The 14,495-nt window shown below is 53.6% G+C and carries 14 protein-coding genes; 10 read left to right on the top strand and 4 right to left on the bottom strand.

Annotation, left to right across the window (positions count from 1 at the left end):
• Positions 1 to 8 precede the first annotated feature (8 nt).
• The 10 genes from STSP2_RS10240 to STSP2_RS10195 all read left to right on the top strand — a co-directional run bounded on the left by STSP2_RS10240 (position 9) and on the right by STSP2_RS10195 (position 10,491).
• Positions 9 to 1,169: a hypothetical protein gene (locus STSP2_RS10240; protein WP_146662376.1), complete on the top strand. Its 1,161-nt coding sequence runs from the start codon at positions 9 to 11 to the stop codon at positions 1,167 to 1,169.
• 17 nt (positions 1,170 to 1,186) lie between these two features.
• Positions 1,187 to 1,765: a P-loop NTPase family protein gene (locus tag STSP2_RS10235; RefSeq protein ID WP_146662374.1), complete on the top strand. Its 579-nt coding sequence runs from the start codon at positions 1,187 to 1,189 to the stop codon at positions 1,763 to 1,765.
• A 275-nt stretch (positions 1,766 to 2,040) separates the two neighbouring features.
• Entirely contained in the window at positions 2,041 to 3,129 is a 1,089-nt protein-coding gene (gene lpxK, locus STSP2_RS10230; protein ID WP_146662372.1) for a tetraacyldisaccharide 4'-kinase, read from the top strand.
• Positions 3,122 to 4,612: a D-glycero-beta-D-manno-heptose 1-phosphate adenylyltransferase gene (gene rfaE2, locus STSP2_RS10225; RefSeq protein WP_146662370.1), complete on the top strand. Its 1,491-nt coding sequence runs from the start codon at positions 3,122 to 3,124 to the stop codon at positions 4,610 to 4,612. The genes lpxK and rfaE2 overlap by 8 nt, the downstream gene beginning before the upstream one ends.
• Positions 4,613 to 4,632: 20 nt before the next feature.
• A complete protein-coding gene (locus tag STSP2_RS10220) occupies positions 4,633 to 5,688 on the top strand; it encodes an HAD-IIIA family hydrolase (protein WP_146662368.1) in 1,056 nt (351 codons plus the stop codon).
• A 103-nt stretch (positions 5,689 to 5,791) separates the two neighbouring features.
• Positions 5,792 to 6,817: a lipopolysaccharide heptosyltransferase II gene (waaF, locus tag STSP2_RS10215; RefSeq protein ID WP_146662366.1), complete on the top strand. Its 1,026-nt coding sequence runs from the start codon at positions 5,792 to 5,794 to the stop codon at positions 6,815 to 6,817.
• Entirely contained in the window at positions 6,814 to 7,668 is an 855-nt protein-coding gene (locus STSP2_RS10210) for a lipopolysaccharide kinase InaA family protein (RefSeq protein ID WP_169853131.1), read from the top strand. The genes waaF and STSP2_RS10210 overlap by 4 nt, the downstream gene beginning before the upstream one ends.
• Positions 7,669 to 7,766: 98 nt before the next feature.
• Positions 7,767 to 8,945, top strand: a complete 1,179-nt coding sequence (locus STSP2_RS10205) for a glycosyltransferase family 4 protein (protein WP_146662362.1) — start codon at positions 7,767 to 7,769, stop codon at positions 8,943 to 8,945.
• Entirely contained in the window at positions 8,945 to 9,598 is a 654-nt protein-coding gene (gene plsY / locus STSP2_RS10200; protein WP_146662360.1) for a glycerol-3-phosphate 1-O-acyltransferase PlsY, read from the top strand. The genes STSP2_RS10205 and plsY overlap by 1 nt, the downstream gene beginning before the upstream one ends.
• Complete coding sequence (locus tag STSP2_RS10195; RefSeq protein ID WP_146662358.1) at positions 9,595 to 10,491, top strand: SGNH/GDSL hydrolase family protein; 897 nt, start codon at positions 9,595 to 9,597, stop codon at positions 10,489 to 10,491. Before plsY ends, STSP2_RS10195 begins: the two co-directional genes overlap by 4 nt.
• A 20-nt stretch (positions 10,492 to 10,511) precedes the next feature.
• Here the strand turns inward: STSP2_RS10195 and gatB are convergent, their stop codons facing one another.
• The 4 genes from gatB to rpmB form a co-directional block, all read right to left on the bottom strand.
• Entirely contained in the window at positions 10,512 to 11,975 is a 1,464-nt protein-coding gene (gatB, locus tag STSP2_RS10190; RefSeq protein WP_146662356.1) for an Asp-tRNA(Asn)/Glu-tRNA(Gln) amidotransferase subunit GatB, read from the bottom strand.
• A gap of 59 nt (positions 11,976 to 12,034) precedes the next feature.
• Positions 12,035 to 13,513 (bottom strand): Asp-tRNA(Asn)/Glu-tRNA(Gln) amidotransferase subunit GatA, encoded by a 1,479-nt coding sequence (gene gatA, locus STSP2_RS10185; RefSeq protein WP_146662354.1) that lies wholly within the window; start codon positions 13,511 to 13,513, stop codon positions 12,035 to 12,037.
• 24 nt (positions 13,514 to 13,537) lie between these two features.
• A complete protein-coding gene (gene gatC, locus STSP2_RS10180) occupies positions 13,538 to 13,846 on the bottom strand; it encodes an Asp-tRNA(Asn)/Glu-tRNA(Gln) amidotransferase subunit GatC (RefSeq protein WP_146662351.1) in 309 nt (102 codons plus the stop codon).
• Between the two features lie 88 nt (positions 13,847 to 13,934).
• Positions 13,935 to 14,189, bottom strand: coding sequence for a 50S ribosomal protein L28 (gene rpmB, locus STSP2_RS10175; RefSeq protein WP_146662349.1), 255 nt, complete (start codon positions 14,187 to 14,189; stop codon positions 13,935 to 13,937).
• Positions 14,190 to 14,495: the final 306 nt, after the last annotated feature.

Here is a 14,495-nt window from a genome sequence, read left to right as displayed (position 1 = left end):
GGTGAAAGATGGATTCTCGGGGTGATAGAAAGAATGCAGAAGATCGTGACATCGCTCAAAGCAGAGCCGATATCGCGAAGGCGCGTGAAATGATCCGTGCCATGAAGGCCGGCCGAAAAGCAAAACGTCCCGACGTTGACGAACCGGATACTGACGACAAGCCAGCCAAAAAGAAGGGCATTCGCAGTTTCGAAGACATCCGCCACGACAGCGGAGTGATCGACGCGAAATGGGAAGACTCGGATGAGCAGAACAAAAAACCTTCGGCCGAATTTGATCAGAACGATTCGCCGGATTCCGACTACACACCTGCAAACTCAACACCAGAGATTCAGCCCGAGAAAGCCGACACGGACAGCACAGACGAAAACACATCCAGCGTCGAGGAAAAACAGCTCACAATTGAAAACGAAGCCGAGCACGAAGAAGCCGATCTCAGGGCCGCTTTCGGAAATGAGCACAAGGATAATTCACAGTCAGCGAGCAGCGGTATTGATGAAGACGTTGCAGCCCTGGAGAAGGAGCTGCGTTCGCTTGGTTTTGCCGACACCGATGATGATCAAAAATCAGATGACGCTGATAAATCATCCAGGGAAGCAATTGCAGACATCCCGTCAGACTCCGCTGAAACTGCTGAAGGCGATGTTGCGACTGCCGAAAGCACGCTGAGCAATGCTGACAAACAGGACAGCGTCACTACGGACGATAAAACGGCCACTGATCAACAGCAGATGCGTAAATCGACCCCAGATACTCAACGCACGGTTCCGAAATTCAACCTCGCTGAGCAAATACTGGCCGAACAGCGAAAGAAAGCTGGTGCAAAGAGAATTGCCCCAACGTCGCGAAGGCCCGCCAGTACAAATAAAGGCCGCGGCACACTGGGAGACGTGATCGCTCGAACAAAGAAGGACACCACCGGCTGGCCGCACAAAAGCCAGGGCAAACCCCAACGCCCTGCACGAGAAGCACCCCAGCCGCAAAAAGATATCCCCGCGCCGAGAATGAAAAGACAAACCAGCGCACCCGTTCTGGCAATTGTGCGCGAGAAGAGCTCATTGAGCCCAATGCAGCAAAAAATAATCGCCGACATTGTCGAACGCGATATTCGCAGGATGTGCAAAGATAATGCAAAGGATGCGATGTGGACAGGATATAATCGCAACTGAGGAGGCGCAGCAGTAAGGTGATCGGAGGCAGCCAGACCAACATCGGATCGAACCTGTGGGCGAACGCTCAGGAGTATTCTTATCTTACTGAGAGGATTCTGAGCGTACACAAAGACGGCTCGGTCGTTCTCTTTGCGGGAGGCAGCGTCGACGCCCTGCCGAGCACAATGGCTGTAAATGCGGCGATCGGAATGGCATGCTCGAATGTCAAATGTCTTCTCGTGGACATGGACGTGGTCAGAAATCCGCTGACCAGTGCATTCGATCTCACGGTAAAACGCGACCGTAAAGTCAAGCCGTTAAAAACGTGCCTTGACGATGTCTTCATCTGGCCCGCAGAGTATTTTGTCGGCGACATCGCCGCCCTTCTCACAAAGCTGATAAGAAAGGCCAGAAAACGCTACGGCATAACGGTCATATACGCTCCAAGGCTCGATCAGAGCCCCCTGCGGCACCCGATTGCCCGACTGGCCGACTGGGGCATTATATTTTCCGAAAACGCGGGCCAGGCCACTCGGCTGGCAGCGGTGATGAAACAGGCAAACTGCAAGCCGATCGGAAGCCTCCGGGCCGCAAAACCGGGCATGCGAGCATAATCTGCCATGATCTACCCAGTTATTTGACACGAATTTCAGGGAAAAGACACGACCCCAGCAAATAGCAAAACCCCTACTAAGTCCCTTTTTAACAGTGATTTAAACTAATCGCGAATCTGCTGTGCAAAACATGACCATTCACCTTGTTTTTGTGTGGGGCTTTGGCGAGCATTTACTTGCATTTATGGTGCATCTGACGTAATATTACCGCCTTGAGCGATCATGGCTCATTCCTTTTTAATTACCATTTAAAGTCGTTTCAGGCGGTTAAATAGTTGAATCAGAACGCTTTTCGCAATTTCATAGGCGGTAAAAGAGGTCTCGTCGGCAAACTTGCGTACCTTTTTCTGCGGCTGCTTTCGGGTCTTTACAGACTTGCGATCTCGGTACGCAATTTCTGCTATAACAAGGGCCTGTTCACGAGCAACCGGGCCGAGGTCCCTGTCATTAGCGTGGGAAACCTAACCGCGGGAGGAACCGGCAAAACGCCTTTGGTGATCTGGATCTGCAAGTGGCTCGGAGCAAATAAATTTTCATGCGGCGTACTCACCCGCGGCTACAAAGCCAAGCAGGGCAAGTTCACCGATGAGCCGGCCATCATCGCAAAATCCTGTCCGGATGCAAAGATCGTGATCAATCCGGACCGAACCGAGGGAGCGAAAATGGTCGTTGAGGATTACCGCGTCAAATCGCTGGTAATGGATGACGGTTTTCAGCATCGCAAGCTCCGGCGCGACCTGGACATCGTCGTTCTCGACGCCACATGCCCCTTCGGATATGGGCACATGCTGCCAGCCGGGTTGCTGAGGGAGCCCATAAAAAATCTCAGGCGGGCGGATCTGGTCGTAATCACACGCAGCGATCAGATTGAGGACCAGGCGGTCAATGACATCATCCATAAGGTCCGCAGCATCGCAGGCGATGTCCCGGTCGCCAAAGCCATAAACAAGTATCCCTACGCCAAAAAGTTCGGCGGCAAAATAATCGATTTCGACGGACTCAAGGAGCGAAAGATATTTGCATTCTGCGGCATCGGCAATCCGTGTGCATTTGTCGACCACCTCGAAGCGGTCGGCTTTTCGGTTGTAGGACGAAAAGTTTTCAACGATCATTACGAGTACGAAAAAGAGGACCTCAAGCACATTTACGAAGAGGCCAAATACTGCGGTGCTGATCTGGTGCTCACAACCCTGAAGGACTGGGTCAAGGCTTCACTGCTAATGAAGCCCCGCGAAGACATGGATTTCGCATATCTGGCGCTCGAACTCGATTTCATCGAGGGCCAGGATAAAGTTGAAAGTCTTTTACGAAGGACCGTGAAAGAGGGCCAAAGTCAGCAAATGCGGGAAAAGGACAATGTATAAAAAACTTATAAAAGCCGTAACCAATCTCGGCACGCCCAGGGTCTTGCTCGTCGGTGACTTCATACTCGACAGCTACATCTACGGCGATGCTCTTCGCATAAGCCCCGAAGCACCCGTCCCGGTCTTGAAGGTAGTCGATCGTGAGCATTCCTGCGGCGGAGCTGCTTCCGTCGCGGCCGACCTGGCGGTACTCGGTGCGAAAACAACATGTCTGGGCGTAGTCGGCAAGGACAGCAATGGTAAGCTGCTCAAGGACCTGCTGGAAAAACAGGGCGCCGACCCTGCAGGCCTGATCGAGGCTACTGACCGCCCTACCATAAACAAGCTTCGGATGGTCGGTCTTGCACAGCACAGGCACAGACAGCAGCTTTTGCGCGTGGATGAGGAAAACACCGAGCCTCTGACCCGGGCCGATTCCCAACGCCTTCTGGAGGTGTTCGAAAGCCGACTAGCAGAGGCGGACGTTGTTTGCCTGCAGGATTACAGGAAGGGAGTTTTAAGCGAGCAATTCTGCCGCAAGGCGATAGAACTGGCACGCAAGGCCGGCAAACGCGTACTGGTCGATCCGCCGATGGACAAAAATTACGATAAGTTCAAAGGCGCCTCCGCCATGACGCCGAACAGATACGAAGCGTCCGCGGCTGTCGGGTTTGACATAAATACCATCGACGACGCCGCACGAGCTGCCCAGATGCTGACCAGCAAGCTGGATCTTGAAGCGGTCGTTATCACGCTCGACAAAGAAGGCGCGTATCTGCGATCACCAGTTCACACGGGACACATCCCAACGGTGCCAAGAACTGTCTACGACGTAACAGGCGCGGGAGATATGGTGCTCGCCATGCTGGCTGCAAGCCTGGCGGGTGGATGCGATTACGAAACAGCGGTCCATCTGTCGAACATCGCAGGCGGCATCGAGGTAGAAAAGTTCGGCGTGGCAACCGTTTCGATCGATGAGATCGTCAACGAGATCATAGCCAACAACAAGCACAAGACAGGCAAGATACACACTGTAGAGAGCCTGCAAAAAGAGCTCAGTTTCCATCGACACCAGGGCGAATCAATTGTATTCACAAACGGCTGCTTCGATGTCATACATCGCGGCCACATCGAGTATCTCGGCTTCTGCAAGCAGCAGGGAGATATCCTCGTTGTCGGTCTCAACAGCGACAGGTCCGTACGAGAACTCAAAGGACCTGAACGGCCGATCAACAATCAGCACGACCGGGCGGCCGTGCTGGCGGGACTTGCAAGCGTTGATTACATCACCATTTTTGATGAGCCTGACCCGCTGGCGCTGATAAAACAGGTCGGCCCCGACATTCTGGTCAAAGGCGAGGACTGGGCAGAAAAAGGCGTTGTCGGACGGGAATTCGTGGAGAGCAATGGCGGCAAGGTTGTCCTGGCCCCGCTGGTGGACGGAAAGAGCAGTACATCCACGATCAACAAAATGAAAGAACTTGACGGCAACGACCGCGACTAGCATACCGAGGAGTTTTTAAAATGGGCCAAAAGGCTGTTTTTCTTGATAGAGATGATACCATCGTAAATGATCCGGGATACATGAACCATCCCGATCAGGTGGAGTTATTGCCCGGCGCGGGCGAAGCACTCGTCCAGCTCCGGCAGATGGGCTATCGCATTGTCATAATCACCAACCAGTCCGGCGTCGCCCGGGGCCTGGTCACCGAAGAGGTCCTCCAGGAGATCCATCATCGTCTGCGTGAACTGCTCGCAAAAGAAAACGCCTATGTTGACGGTATCTACTACTGCCCCTATCACCCCGAAGGCGTGATCGATCATTACCGCAAAGAAAGTGACCTCCGAAAACCAAACCCCGGAATGCTCCAGCATGCAGCGAAGGACCTCGATATAGACCTCTCTCGCTCATGGATGGTCGGCGACTCGTTCCGCGACATCGCAGCAGGCAAGTCCGTCGGCTGCAAGACGATACTGATCAACTCACCGGCAAAACGCAAGATACCCGGACCCGATGACGTGCTGCCAGACCGCGAAGCTGTCAACATCAAGGAGGCCGCCAACATCATCCGCATGGTCGACGCTCATGGCCAGAAAAGCCGTCCCGAAACCAAACCCCAGACGGCAGAACGATCCCAAAACACCCAACAGCAGGAGAGTACGACAAAAACACAAAAGACTCAACAACAAACCGGAACGCGCAGCCAACCTGTAACCCCCCTGCGGACGGCAAAACCTAAACAGACCGAATCTGCCCAGCAGGACACAGCCCCCAAAACTCAAAAATCCGAGGAGACCAAAGTGCAGCGACCAAAGGAGGACGAGTCCGTAACCAAAATGTTCGAAGAGATCGTTTCCCTGCTCAAAAAAGACGGACGATCGGACCTCTACGACGAGTTTTCAATCCTCAAGGTCGTAGCCGGCATCGCCCAGGGCCTCGTTCTGTTCTGCCTCCTTGTAAGCCTGTGGTTCCTGATGGACTCAACCAAGTCCGGCCAGGCCGTGCAGACCGCCGTACTCTACGGCATGGTCTTCCAACTTATGGCGATCTCATTTTTCATGATGTCCGGACGAAAATAACAAACGCATCGGCGTAAGAAGATACAGGAACATATCCACCGGGAGAAGATAAGAATATACCGGCCGGACGAAGATAAAAAAATTCGGCCAGGCCGCCAACTTTATGAGCGACAAAAAACAAAACATTCTCATATGGCTCCCCTCACCCATGGGCGACGCGGTTTTATGCACCCCCGCCCTGCGTGCCTTGCGCAGGCATTTCACAAACGCCAACATAACTTTCCTTGCAGCACCAACAGTCCGTGCGGTCCTTTCACCCTCCAGCTTCAACGATGACTGGATCGACCTTGCAGGCGGAACTCTGCAGCTTGTCCGAAAACTGCGAAACCGCCGCTTCGACAAAGCAGTACTCTTCAAAAACTCGTTCGGCTCTGCCATGACAGTTTACCTGGCAGGCATACCCGAACGTATCGGCTACACCCGAGACATGCGAGGCCTACTGCTGACAAAAAAAATAACCCCCGCCCGCGACACCAACGGCAAATTCAAGCCCGGCTCCATGGTCGACTACTACCTGAACCTCTGCGACAAGCTCACCTGCGACATAACTGAGCGCTCACTCGAACTGCAAGTCGACAACTCCGCCGTTCCCGCAATGCTCACCAAACTGCCCGCCATCGTAAAGTCTCAAGGCCCTTTGGCAATCCTTGTCCCCGGCGGAGCGTTCGGCCCCAGCAAGTGCTGGCCTACCCAAAGATTCGCAAAACTCGCGGACATCCTCACAGAGCAGCACAACGCCACCGTCATCGTAAGCGTAGCACCAAACGAAGCCGAACAAAAGATCGCCGCTCAAATCTGCGACAAAGCCGAGACGAACATAATCAGCCTTGCGGATATCTCACTCTCACTCGGCGAGCTCAAAGCACTCATCGCCCGATCAAACGTCGTAGTCACCAACGACACCGGCCCCAGACACATCGCGATCGCGCTCAAACGAAACGTCGTCTCCCTCTTCGGCCCGAACAATCCCGAGTGGACACAGACCGGATACGAACGCGAAACCCAGATCATCGGCCAAGCTGAATGCGTCCCCTGCGACGAGCCCGTTTGCAAACGCCCGTCGCACGAATGCATGGAATCGATCACGGTCGACCAGGTCCACTCCGCCGTCAAGGAGTACCTCAAATGAGCCCCCAGTCCGGACTATTCACACAAACATCGCCGGGCGTTTTCATCGCGGGCGAATTCCTCGACATCTTCACCGAAGCGGGCCTGACCGACCTCGACTCGATTTTCGCATTCGAGCAGGGCAAAAACCTGGTAAAAGCCAACCTCGCCAAACATCGCCAACGCATACGCTTCGACCTCGCCGGGCGTACCTTTTTCATGAAACGATACACCGGAACACCAATAAAACAGCAGGTCAAAAACTGGACCTCACACCATGTCCGTGCCTCCACAGCAGAATACGACATCCGCCCCTGCGGTCAGCTCGCAAAAGTCGGCGTCGCCACCCCCAAGATCGCAGCCTACGGTTTCGAATGGGGCCTGTTTAGCGAAAAGCGAAGCTTCGTCATCACCGAACAGATACCGCAAGGCGAATCGCTGGAACGCGAACTGCCCCCCTTCTGCACGGCAACTCACAACAAAACGAACACCCGAAAGAAACGCGAATTTATCGCCCGTCTCGCGGATTTCGTCAGACGCTTCCATGCCACTGGCTACCGTCACCGCGACCTCTACCTCGCACACATATTCCTCGGCGAACGCGAAAGGCTTTACCTGATCGACCTGCACCGCACATTCAAACCCTGGCTCCTCGGCGAACGCTTTCGCGTCAAGGACATCGCCCAACTGCACTACTCAACACCCGGCCGCCATTTCACGGCAACCGACCGTATGCGTTTCTACAAACATTACGCCGGCATCGAACGCCTCACCCCAAAAGACAAACGTTTCATCCGCCGCGTCTCGACCAAAGCAGCACGCATCGCAAGACACGACGTCAAACACGGCCGCGAAGTGCCCTACCAGAATTAACGCCCCCAACTGGTCCCATAATCCAAAAGCATGCGTCTGTACTTTTTTCACTGGAATTTCCTTAGTTATCACCATTCTCTCAGTTATAATCGCCGACTATGATCAAGGTTGCAATAATACTCGAGCGAGCCGATATCGCCCTGGGCGGTGCTGAAAGATCCATCTTTGAGCTGACCCGGTGCCTGCGCGCCAACGGTGTCGACGTAACCCTGCTCGCTGCAAAAGGCAAGGCCCAGAGCGGCGAGGTGCAGATTCTGTGTACGCGTAAGGGCAAACGCATCACGTTCAAACGCTTCGGCAAGCTGCTCCGCCGGCATTTCGCGGAAAACACCTACGACATAATCCACAGCACCCTGCCCTACGACTTCGCCGACATATACCAGCCCCGAGGCGGCAGCTATCCCGAGTCGATCATCCAGAACGCCGCGAGCTACGAAAGCGCTTTCAAAACCAGGTACAAGAAGCTGACGCATTTCACCAACCTGCGCAGAACTCAGCTCGTACTAGCCGAAAAACGTCTCTGTCGCCCCCAGTGCAGCACCATCGTTGCCGCCCTTTCCGAGTATGTCAAATCACAGTTCGTCAAACATTACCACTTGAGCGCAGACCGTGTTCGCGTAATACACAACGGCGTAAAACTCGTCACCAAACTCGAACCAGACGCCGCCAAGGCACTGCAGAGCCAGGTCCGGGCAAAGCTCGGAATCGCACCCGGAGACAAGGCGACCCTGTTTCTCTTCGCGGCCAACAATTTCCGGCTCAAAGGTCTGGCCCAGCTAATACAGGCACTGGCGACGGTACGCAAGATCGATACCGAAGCCGAGCCCTACGTCGTGGTCGCCGGTTCAGACAGTTCGCAAAAGTACCGCGCGATCGCCAAGGATCTGAACGTCGCAAACAGGATCGTATTCCTGGGCTCGCTCCGCAGCATACAGAACGCCCTCGAAATCACCGACCTCGCCGTACTTCCAACGTTCTACGATCCCTGTTCACGCTTCATACTGGAGGCCCTCGCAAGGGGCAAACCAGCCATCACAACCAAATATAATGGCGCCGGCGAAGCTTTCACAGACACCGTGCACGGCAAAAGAGTGGACGATCCGCGCAACACCGAACAACTGGCCCAGGCGATGACTTATTTCTGCAACGAAGACAATCTCCGAAACGCCAAACATGCGATAAAGGAAGACGGCCTTGCCGAAAAAGTAAGCATCGATCGACACAGCCGGGAAATTATTGAGCTCTACAAAGATATCCTGAAGAGGAAGCGAAGCTGATGAATCCGTCGTATATAACATTCATTGTCGCGTCATATCTGATTGGATCGATACCGTTCGGCGTGCTCATCGCAAAGGCCCACGGCAAGGACCTTCGCAAGATCGGCTCGGGCAACATCGGAGCAACGAACGTCTCCCGGGCGCTTGGCAAAAACTGGGCGTATATCTGTTTCGCACTGGACGTGCTCAAGGGACTCGCACCCACACTTGCGTTCTCATTCGTCATCGAACGGCCGCCCTCTCTCGTACAGCTCTGGGTCTGGCTCGCAGTCGGTGCCGCAGCCGTGATCGGTCATATCTTCCCAATCTACCTTCGGTTCAAGGGCGGCAAGGGTGTATCGACAAGTCTGGGCATGATCCTCGGCCTCTATCCCTATTATACAATGACGGGTCTCTTGGTATTCGTGATCTGGACGGCGGCGGTACTCGCGTGGAATTACGTCTCCCTCGCGTCCATCATCGCGGCCTGCTGTTTCCCGCTCATTCTTCTGGTCGCAATGCTCGCCCATTCTCAATGGGACATCACACAGCTCTGGCCACTGATCGTCGCAGCCGTCGTCATGTCCGCCCTCGTCATACTCCGTCACAGAACCAACATAAAAAGGCTGTTCGCAGGCACCGAGAACAAGATTATGCAAAAGAAGACAGAATGACAGCCGATTCGCTTCCAGATATATTCTGGTTACTCGCTGGGGGAGCGGGGCTGTACATCGGCACCGCCTTAATGGCGATAGCTGCCGCAACTGTCATGATCAATAGCTCCCTGGCCGGACGACTCGTAGGGTTGTTGCTGTTTTCAATTGGTGGCACGTCGGTTATCATCTCGGCGACTCCCCTGCCGACATGGACGTACGCAGCAGCCATTATCTTTGCTCTACCTTGGCTCACCCTGGTCATCGTTGGAACCAGACGTCGGCAGAAGTTTTCTTGCATCTTGTTGCTGCTCACCGCCTCAGCTTTAACTGCCTGCGATCTCCCTTTCTATCTCATGCCCGACATACAAGGCACTGGCTACGACCGGCTCGTAGTTGTCGGTGATTCATTGAGCGCGGGTATGGGACACAAGAATATAAAGACCTGGCCGAGCCTTATAGCCGAACGGCACGGCATCCATACCGAGAATCGCGCGGTTGCAGGGGCAACAGTAGGTTCAGCACTTAAAAGACAAACAGCCGGCAGCGACTTGCAAAACTCTCTTGTACTGCTTGAGATCGGAGGCAACGACACTTTTCTAGATACGCCGAAAGATGCTTTTGAACGCGATCTTGAGGCACTGATCAGACATTTGCAAAAACCCTCAAATCTTCTGATTATGCTCGAACTGCCGATAATGCCAACTGACCTGGAATATGGACGTATCCAGCGTAGACTAGCAAGCGAGTTGAATGTAACTCTGGTGCCGAAGCGTTACCTTGTGAATGTGCTGTCAACCCAAGGCAATACGCTCGACCTCGCTCATTTGACCCAGCAAGGCCATGAACAGATGGCCCGGATGGTTTGGGAACTGGTCGGCGATGCGGTAATACAACCAGCAAAACAAAACTAAAGTACTTTTACGTGATTGACCTACCCAAGCTTTTTCGCGAGTATCTGGTTCACCACTTTCGGGTTTGCCTGCCCTTTTGAACGCTGCATCACCTGGCCCATGATGAAGCCGCGTGCCTTTTTGCTCTTCTTACCGCCTGCCTGAACCTGCTCGACCGCCTGCGCGTTGTCTGCCAGCACCGCATCGACCAGCGACTCGATCTCGGACGCATCACTTTTCTGAATGAGGTTGTGCTTCTCGGCGACCTGACCCGGCGTGTCACCGGTTTCGACCATGAGCTCGAATACCTGTGCCGCAGCGGACGCGCCTACATCGCCGTCATCGATCATCTTTGCCAACGCCGTCAGATTCTCCGAATTCACGCCGAGCTCAGCAACCGAGCATTCTTTATCCTTTGCAAGCTTCGCACCCGTCTGCGTGAGTATATTGCACACACGCTTCGGGTCCGCGCCTGCCTTGACTGCGTTGTCAAACAGATCAGCCGTAGCCTTTTCTGAAGTGATCACGCCCGCGTCGTATTCGCTCAGACCGTATTCGGTCACGAAACGTTTTTCCATCGCAAGCGGCATCTCGCAAAGCCGCGAACGTATATCGTCGAGCCACTCCGGCGTCATTACTACCGGCACAAGGTCCGGATCCGGGAAGTAGCGGTAATCGTGGGCCTCTTCTTTTTCACGCTGCAGAACGGTGCGGTTGTTTTCATCATCCCAGCCGTACGTCCTCTTATTGCCCGATTCCATCGTTATACCGGTTTCGAGGAATTCGTCGAGCTGACGGGCCGCTTCGTATGTCACACTACCTTCCAATGCGCGGAAGCTGTTGAGGTTCTTGACCTCGCTGATAGGTGTCTTATAGAGCTGACCGCCCCGCGTTATGTGCAGATTGACATTTGGTTCGAAACGCATATGCCCCTTCTGCATATCCGCCTCGGAAACCCCGAGATACCGAACGATCCGCTGCAGCTCGACTGCCAGAGCTTTCACCTCGGCCCCGCTGCTCAGGTCCGGCTCGGTCACGATCTCCAGCAGAGGCGTACCCGCACGGTTCAGATCAACTGCCGTGAAGTTGCCCAGCGTGTGCGTATTCTTCCCCGCGTCCTCTTCGAGATGTGCCCGCAGAATTCGGATTTTCTTCGTGCTGCCGTCTTCAAGTGGTATCTCAATGTAGCCGTGCTCGGACATAGGCAGGTCATACTGACTGATCTGGTAATTCTTGGGCAGATCCGGATAGTAGTAACTTTTGCGGTCCCACTTGGTAAAGCTCGGAATGTTGCAGTTAAGCGCCAGCCCCGCCATAACTGAATACTCAAACGCCTGCTTGTTCATAACAGGCAGCGAACCGGGCATGCCGAGACACACCGGACATACGGACGTATTGGGCTCCTGCCCGAAACCGAGTTCACAACTGCAGAACATTTTCGTTCTGGTCGCAAGCTGAACGTGTATTTCGAGCCCTACGATTACCTTGTATTCCAGATCACTCATTATCTGCCTCTGCTATTTGTTCTGTCTGGGGTTATGCTGATCCATTCACGCCGACCGCTTCACTTCGCCAACGGCGGCATGACGATGTTATGGTCATTCTCTTTTTCATACATCCTTGCAATACGCAGCAGACGCTCCTCTGAAAAGGCCGGCGTGAATATCTGCAGCCCGACCGGCAGATTCTGCGAATCGAAACCGCAAGGCACGCTAATACCAGGCACGCCCGCAAGATTGGCCGCGATAGTGTAGATGTCCGCCAGATACATCTGCATCGGGTCGTCCGTCTTTTCGCCGAATTTGAAAGCGGTCGTCGGAGACACCGGCATCATGATGCAGTCGACTTTTTCGAACGCCTTGGTGTAATCCTGACGGATCAGGTTGCGAACCTTGGAAGCCTTGAGATAATACGCATCATAATAGCCGGACGACAGTGCGTATGTGCCCAGCATGATTCTGCGTTTTACCTCGTCGCCGAACGCTTCGTCACGTGATTTCGAATAGACCTCGACATAATCATGCGGATCCGCGGTACGGTGCCCGTAATGGACGCCGTCAAAACGTGCCAGATTCGATGATGCCTCCGCGGTCGCTATGACGTAATATGTCGCTACCGCATAATCGAAGTAAGGCATGTCGATCTCGACTATTTCCGCGCCGAGAGATTTATAGGTATCGAGAGAAGCTTTGACAGCCTTGCCGACCTCGTCGCTCGCGCCCTCGTTGAATCGCGGCACAATGCCTATCTTCAGACCCTCGATCGGTTTGTCAATATCCGCTGTATAGTCCGGCACAGGAGCGTCTTTTTCCGTGACGGAAGTACTGTCACGCCCGTCATGCCCCGCGATAACGTTCATCATCAGCGCTGCGTCTTCTACATTGCGTGTAAACGGGCCGATCTGGTCCAGGCTCGATCCGTACGCGACAAGACCATATCGCGACACCCGCCCGTAAGTGGGCTTTAGCCCGACGACCCCGCAGAAACTTGCTGGCTGACGGATCGAACCGCCGGTATCGGAACCGAGGGATCCAAACGCCATTCGTCCTGCCACCGCTGCTGCTGAACCGCCGCTGGAACCGCCCGGCACGCGATCTGCATCCCACGGATTCACCGTCTGCTGCAGACCGGAATTCTCGGTACTGGAACCCATAGCGAATTCGTCCAGGTTACACTTGCCGATTATTATCGCGTCAGCCGCGTTGAGCTGTTCGATCACGTGGGCATCGTAAGGCGCTTCGAAATCTTCAAGTATCTTCGAGGCACACGTGGTTTTACTGAAGCTTGTGCAGATGTTGTCCTTGACTGCGATCGGCACGCCGGCAAGCGAGCCCACTTTATCGCCGTTTGCGATTTTCTCGTCAATGTCAGCCGCCTTCTGCATAGCCTCTTCCTTGTGTGTGCGAAGGAAGGCCTTGATCTTGGGCTCGGCTTTTTCGATCTGCGCGAAAACCGCTTCGACAGCCTTTGTGCTCTTTACCGTCCCGTCTGCGATCTGATCGCGAAGCTGTTTACAGGTCAGGTTTAGTATCTCGTTTGCCATATTGCTCTTCCGGTGATTGGGCGTTTAAGAATTGGAATTGTCGTCGAGTATCTTGGGGACCATGAAGAACTTGTCAACTCGCTCGGGAGCGTTTTTCAGTGCCTGCTCGTTACTCAGCGACGGCCGCGGCTTATCCTCACGAAAGACATTGTTCACCGGCAGGCAGTGAGCGAGCGGCTCGACACCATCCGTATCGAGCTCACCGAGCTTTTCGATATATTCGAGGATCGAACTTAGTTCAGTGCTGAACTTTGCAACTTCGCTGTCGTCCAGATCCAGCCTGGCGAGCTTTGCAACTTGTTTTACCTGCTGCTGGTCAATTTTTTTCGACATGATCGTACCGGATAAAAATTGTCAAATAAAAAAGCGAGACATGGAAGCCTCGCTTTTTAGTAGTTCTGTGTTTGGGAACAAGCTGTTGCTACTTGGCAGACTTGTAGTTCCTCTTAGGAGGCTTGGTAACCAGACCCATGCGGATAGCCTTGGCTGATGCTTTTACCCGGCAGACCTTGCCGTCGACTACAGCCTTGACCTTCTGAACGTTGGGCTTGAACTTACGTCTGCTGATACCGGTTGTCTTAATACCAACACCGCCGTGACGCTTTGCTTTACCGCGTCTTGAAACGCTGTTGCCAACCTTTGTTCTTTTACCTGTATACTGACAAACTCGTGCCATTTCCGTCTACTCCGTTTTCTGAACTCAGGCGGAATAATGTCGCCTTGTTAGCTGAAATTACAAAACTTCCGTAAAGTCTTCTAAATATAGGGGTTGGGACGCTTTTTTCAAGTGTTAATGCGAGATTTTGATGAGAAAATATTATCCGGGATATGATCCCTGTCAAAATCGTTATTCTGGACTAAAACTGACACTGTTTCTAATCGGCTAAACGTATTAGTATAGTATAAATGGACACTGAATTTCACAAACAAATTTCGTTAAGTTTTGGTGGTGTTTTGCTGCGTTTTACCCTACTTTTATTGA

Source organism: Anaerohalosphaera lusitana, assembly GCF_002007645.1.
In the GTDB taxonomy this organism is placed as follows: domain Bacteria; phylum Planctomycetota; class Phycisphaerae; order Sedimentisphaerales; family Anaerohalosphaeraceae; genus Anaerohalosphaera; species Anaerohalosphaera lusitana.
The sequence above is the reverse complement of the archived record's forward strand: the minus strand, read 5'-3'. Positions and strand labels throughout refer to the sequence as shown.

Excerpts from the sequence above, each read along its gene's own strand:
- gatA (WP_146662354.1), bottom strand. The coding sequence starts at position 13,513 with ATGGCAAACGAGATACTAAACCTGACCTGTAAACAGCTTCGCGATCAG.
- STSP2_RS10210 (WP_169853131.1), top strand. The coding sequence starts at position 6,814 with ATGAGCCCCCAGTCCGGACTATTCACACAAACATCGCCGGGCGTTTTC.
- gatC (WP_146662351.1), bottom strand. The coding sequence starts at position 13,846 with ATGTCGAAAAAAATTGACCAGCAGCAGGTAAAACAAGTTGCAAAGCTC.
- plsY (WP_146662360.1), top strand. The coding sequence starts at position 8,945 with ATGAATCCGTCGTATATAACATTCATTGTCGCGTCATATCTGATTGGA.
- STSP2_RS10240 (WP_146662376.1), top strand. The coding sequence starts at position 9 with ATGGATTCTCGGGGTGATAGAAAGAATGCAGAAGATCGTGACATCGCT.
- rfaE2 (WP_146662370.1), top strand. The coding sequence starts at position 3,122 with ATGTATAAAAAACTTATAAAAGCCGTAACCAATCTCGGCACGCCCAGG.
- STSP2_RS10195 (WP_146662358.1), top strand. The coding sequence starts at position 9,595 with ATGACAGCCGATTCGCTTCCAGATATATTCTGGTTACTCGCTGGGGGA.
- STSP2_RS10220 (WP_146662368.1), top strand. The coding sequence starts at position 4,633 with ATGGGCCAAAAGGCTGTTTTTCTTGATAGAGATGATACCATCGTAAAT.
- waaF (WP_146662366.1), top strand. The coding sequence starts at position 5,792 with ATGAGCGACAAAAAACAAAACATTCTCATATGGCTCCCCTCACCCATG.
- gatB (WP_146662356.1), bottom strand. The coding sequence starts at position 11,975 with ATGAGTGATCTGGAATACAAGGTAATCGTAGGGCTCGAAATACACGTT.
- STSP2_RS10205 (WP_146662362.1), top strand. The coding sequence starts at position 7,767 with ATGATCAAGGTTGCAATAATACTCGAGCGAGCCGATATCGCCCTGGGC.
- rpmB (WP_146662349.1), bottom strand. The coding sequence starts at position 14,189 with ATGGCACGAGTTTGTCAGTATACAGGTAAAAGAACAAAGGTTGGCAAC.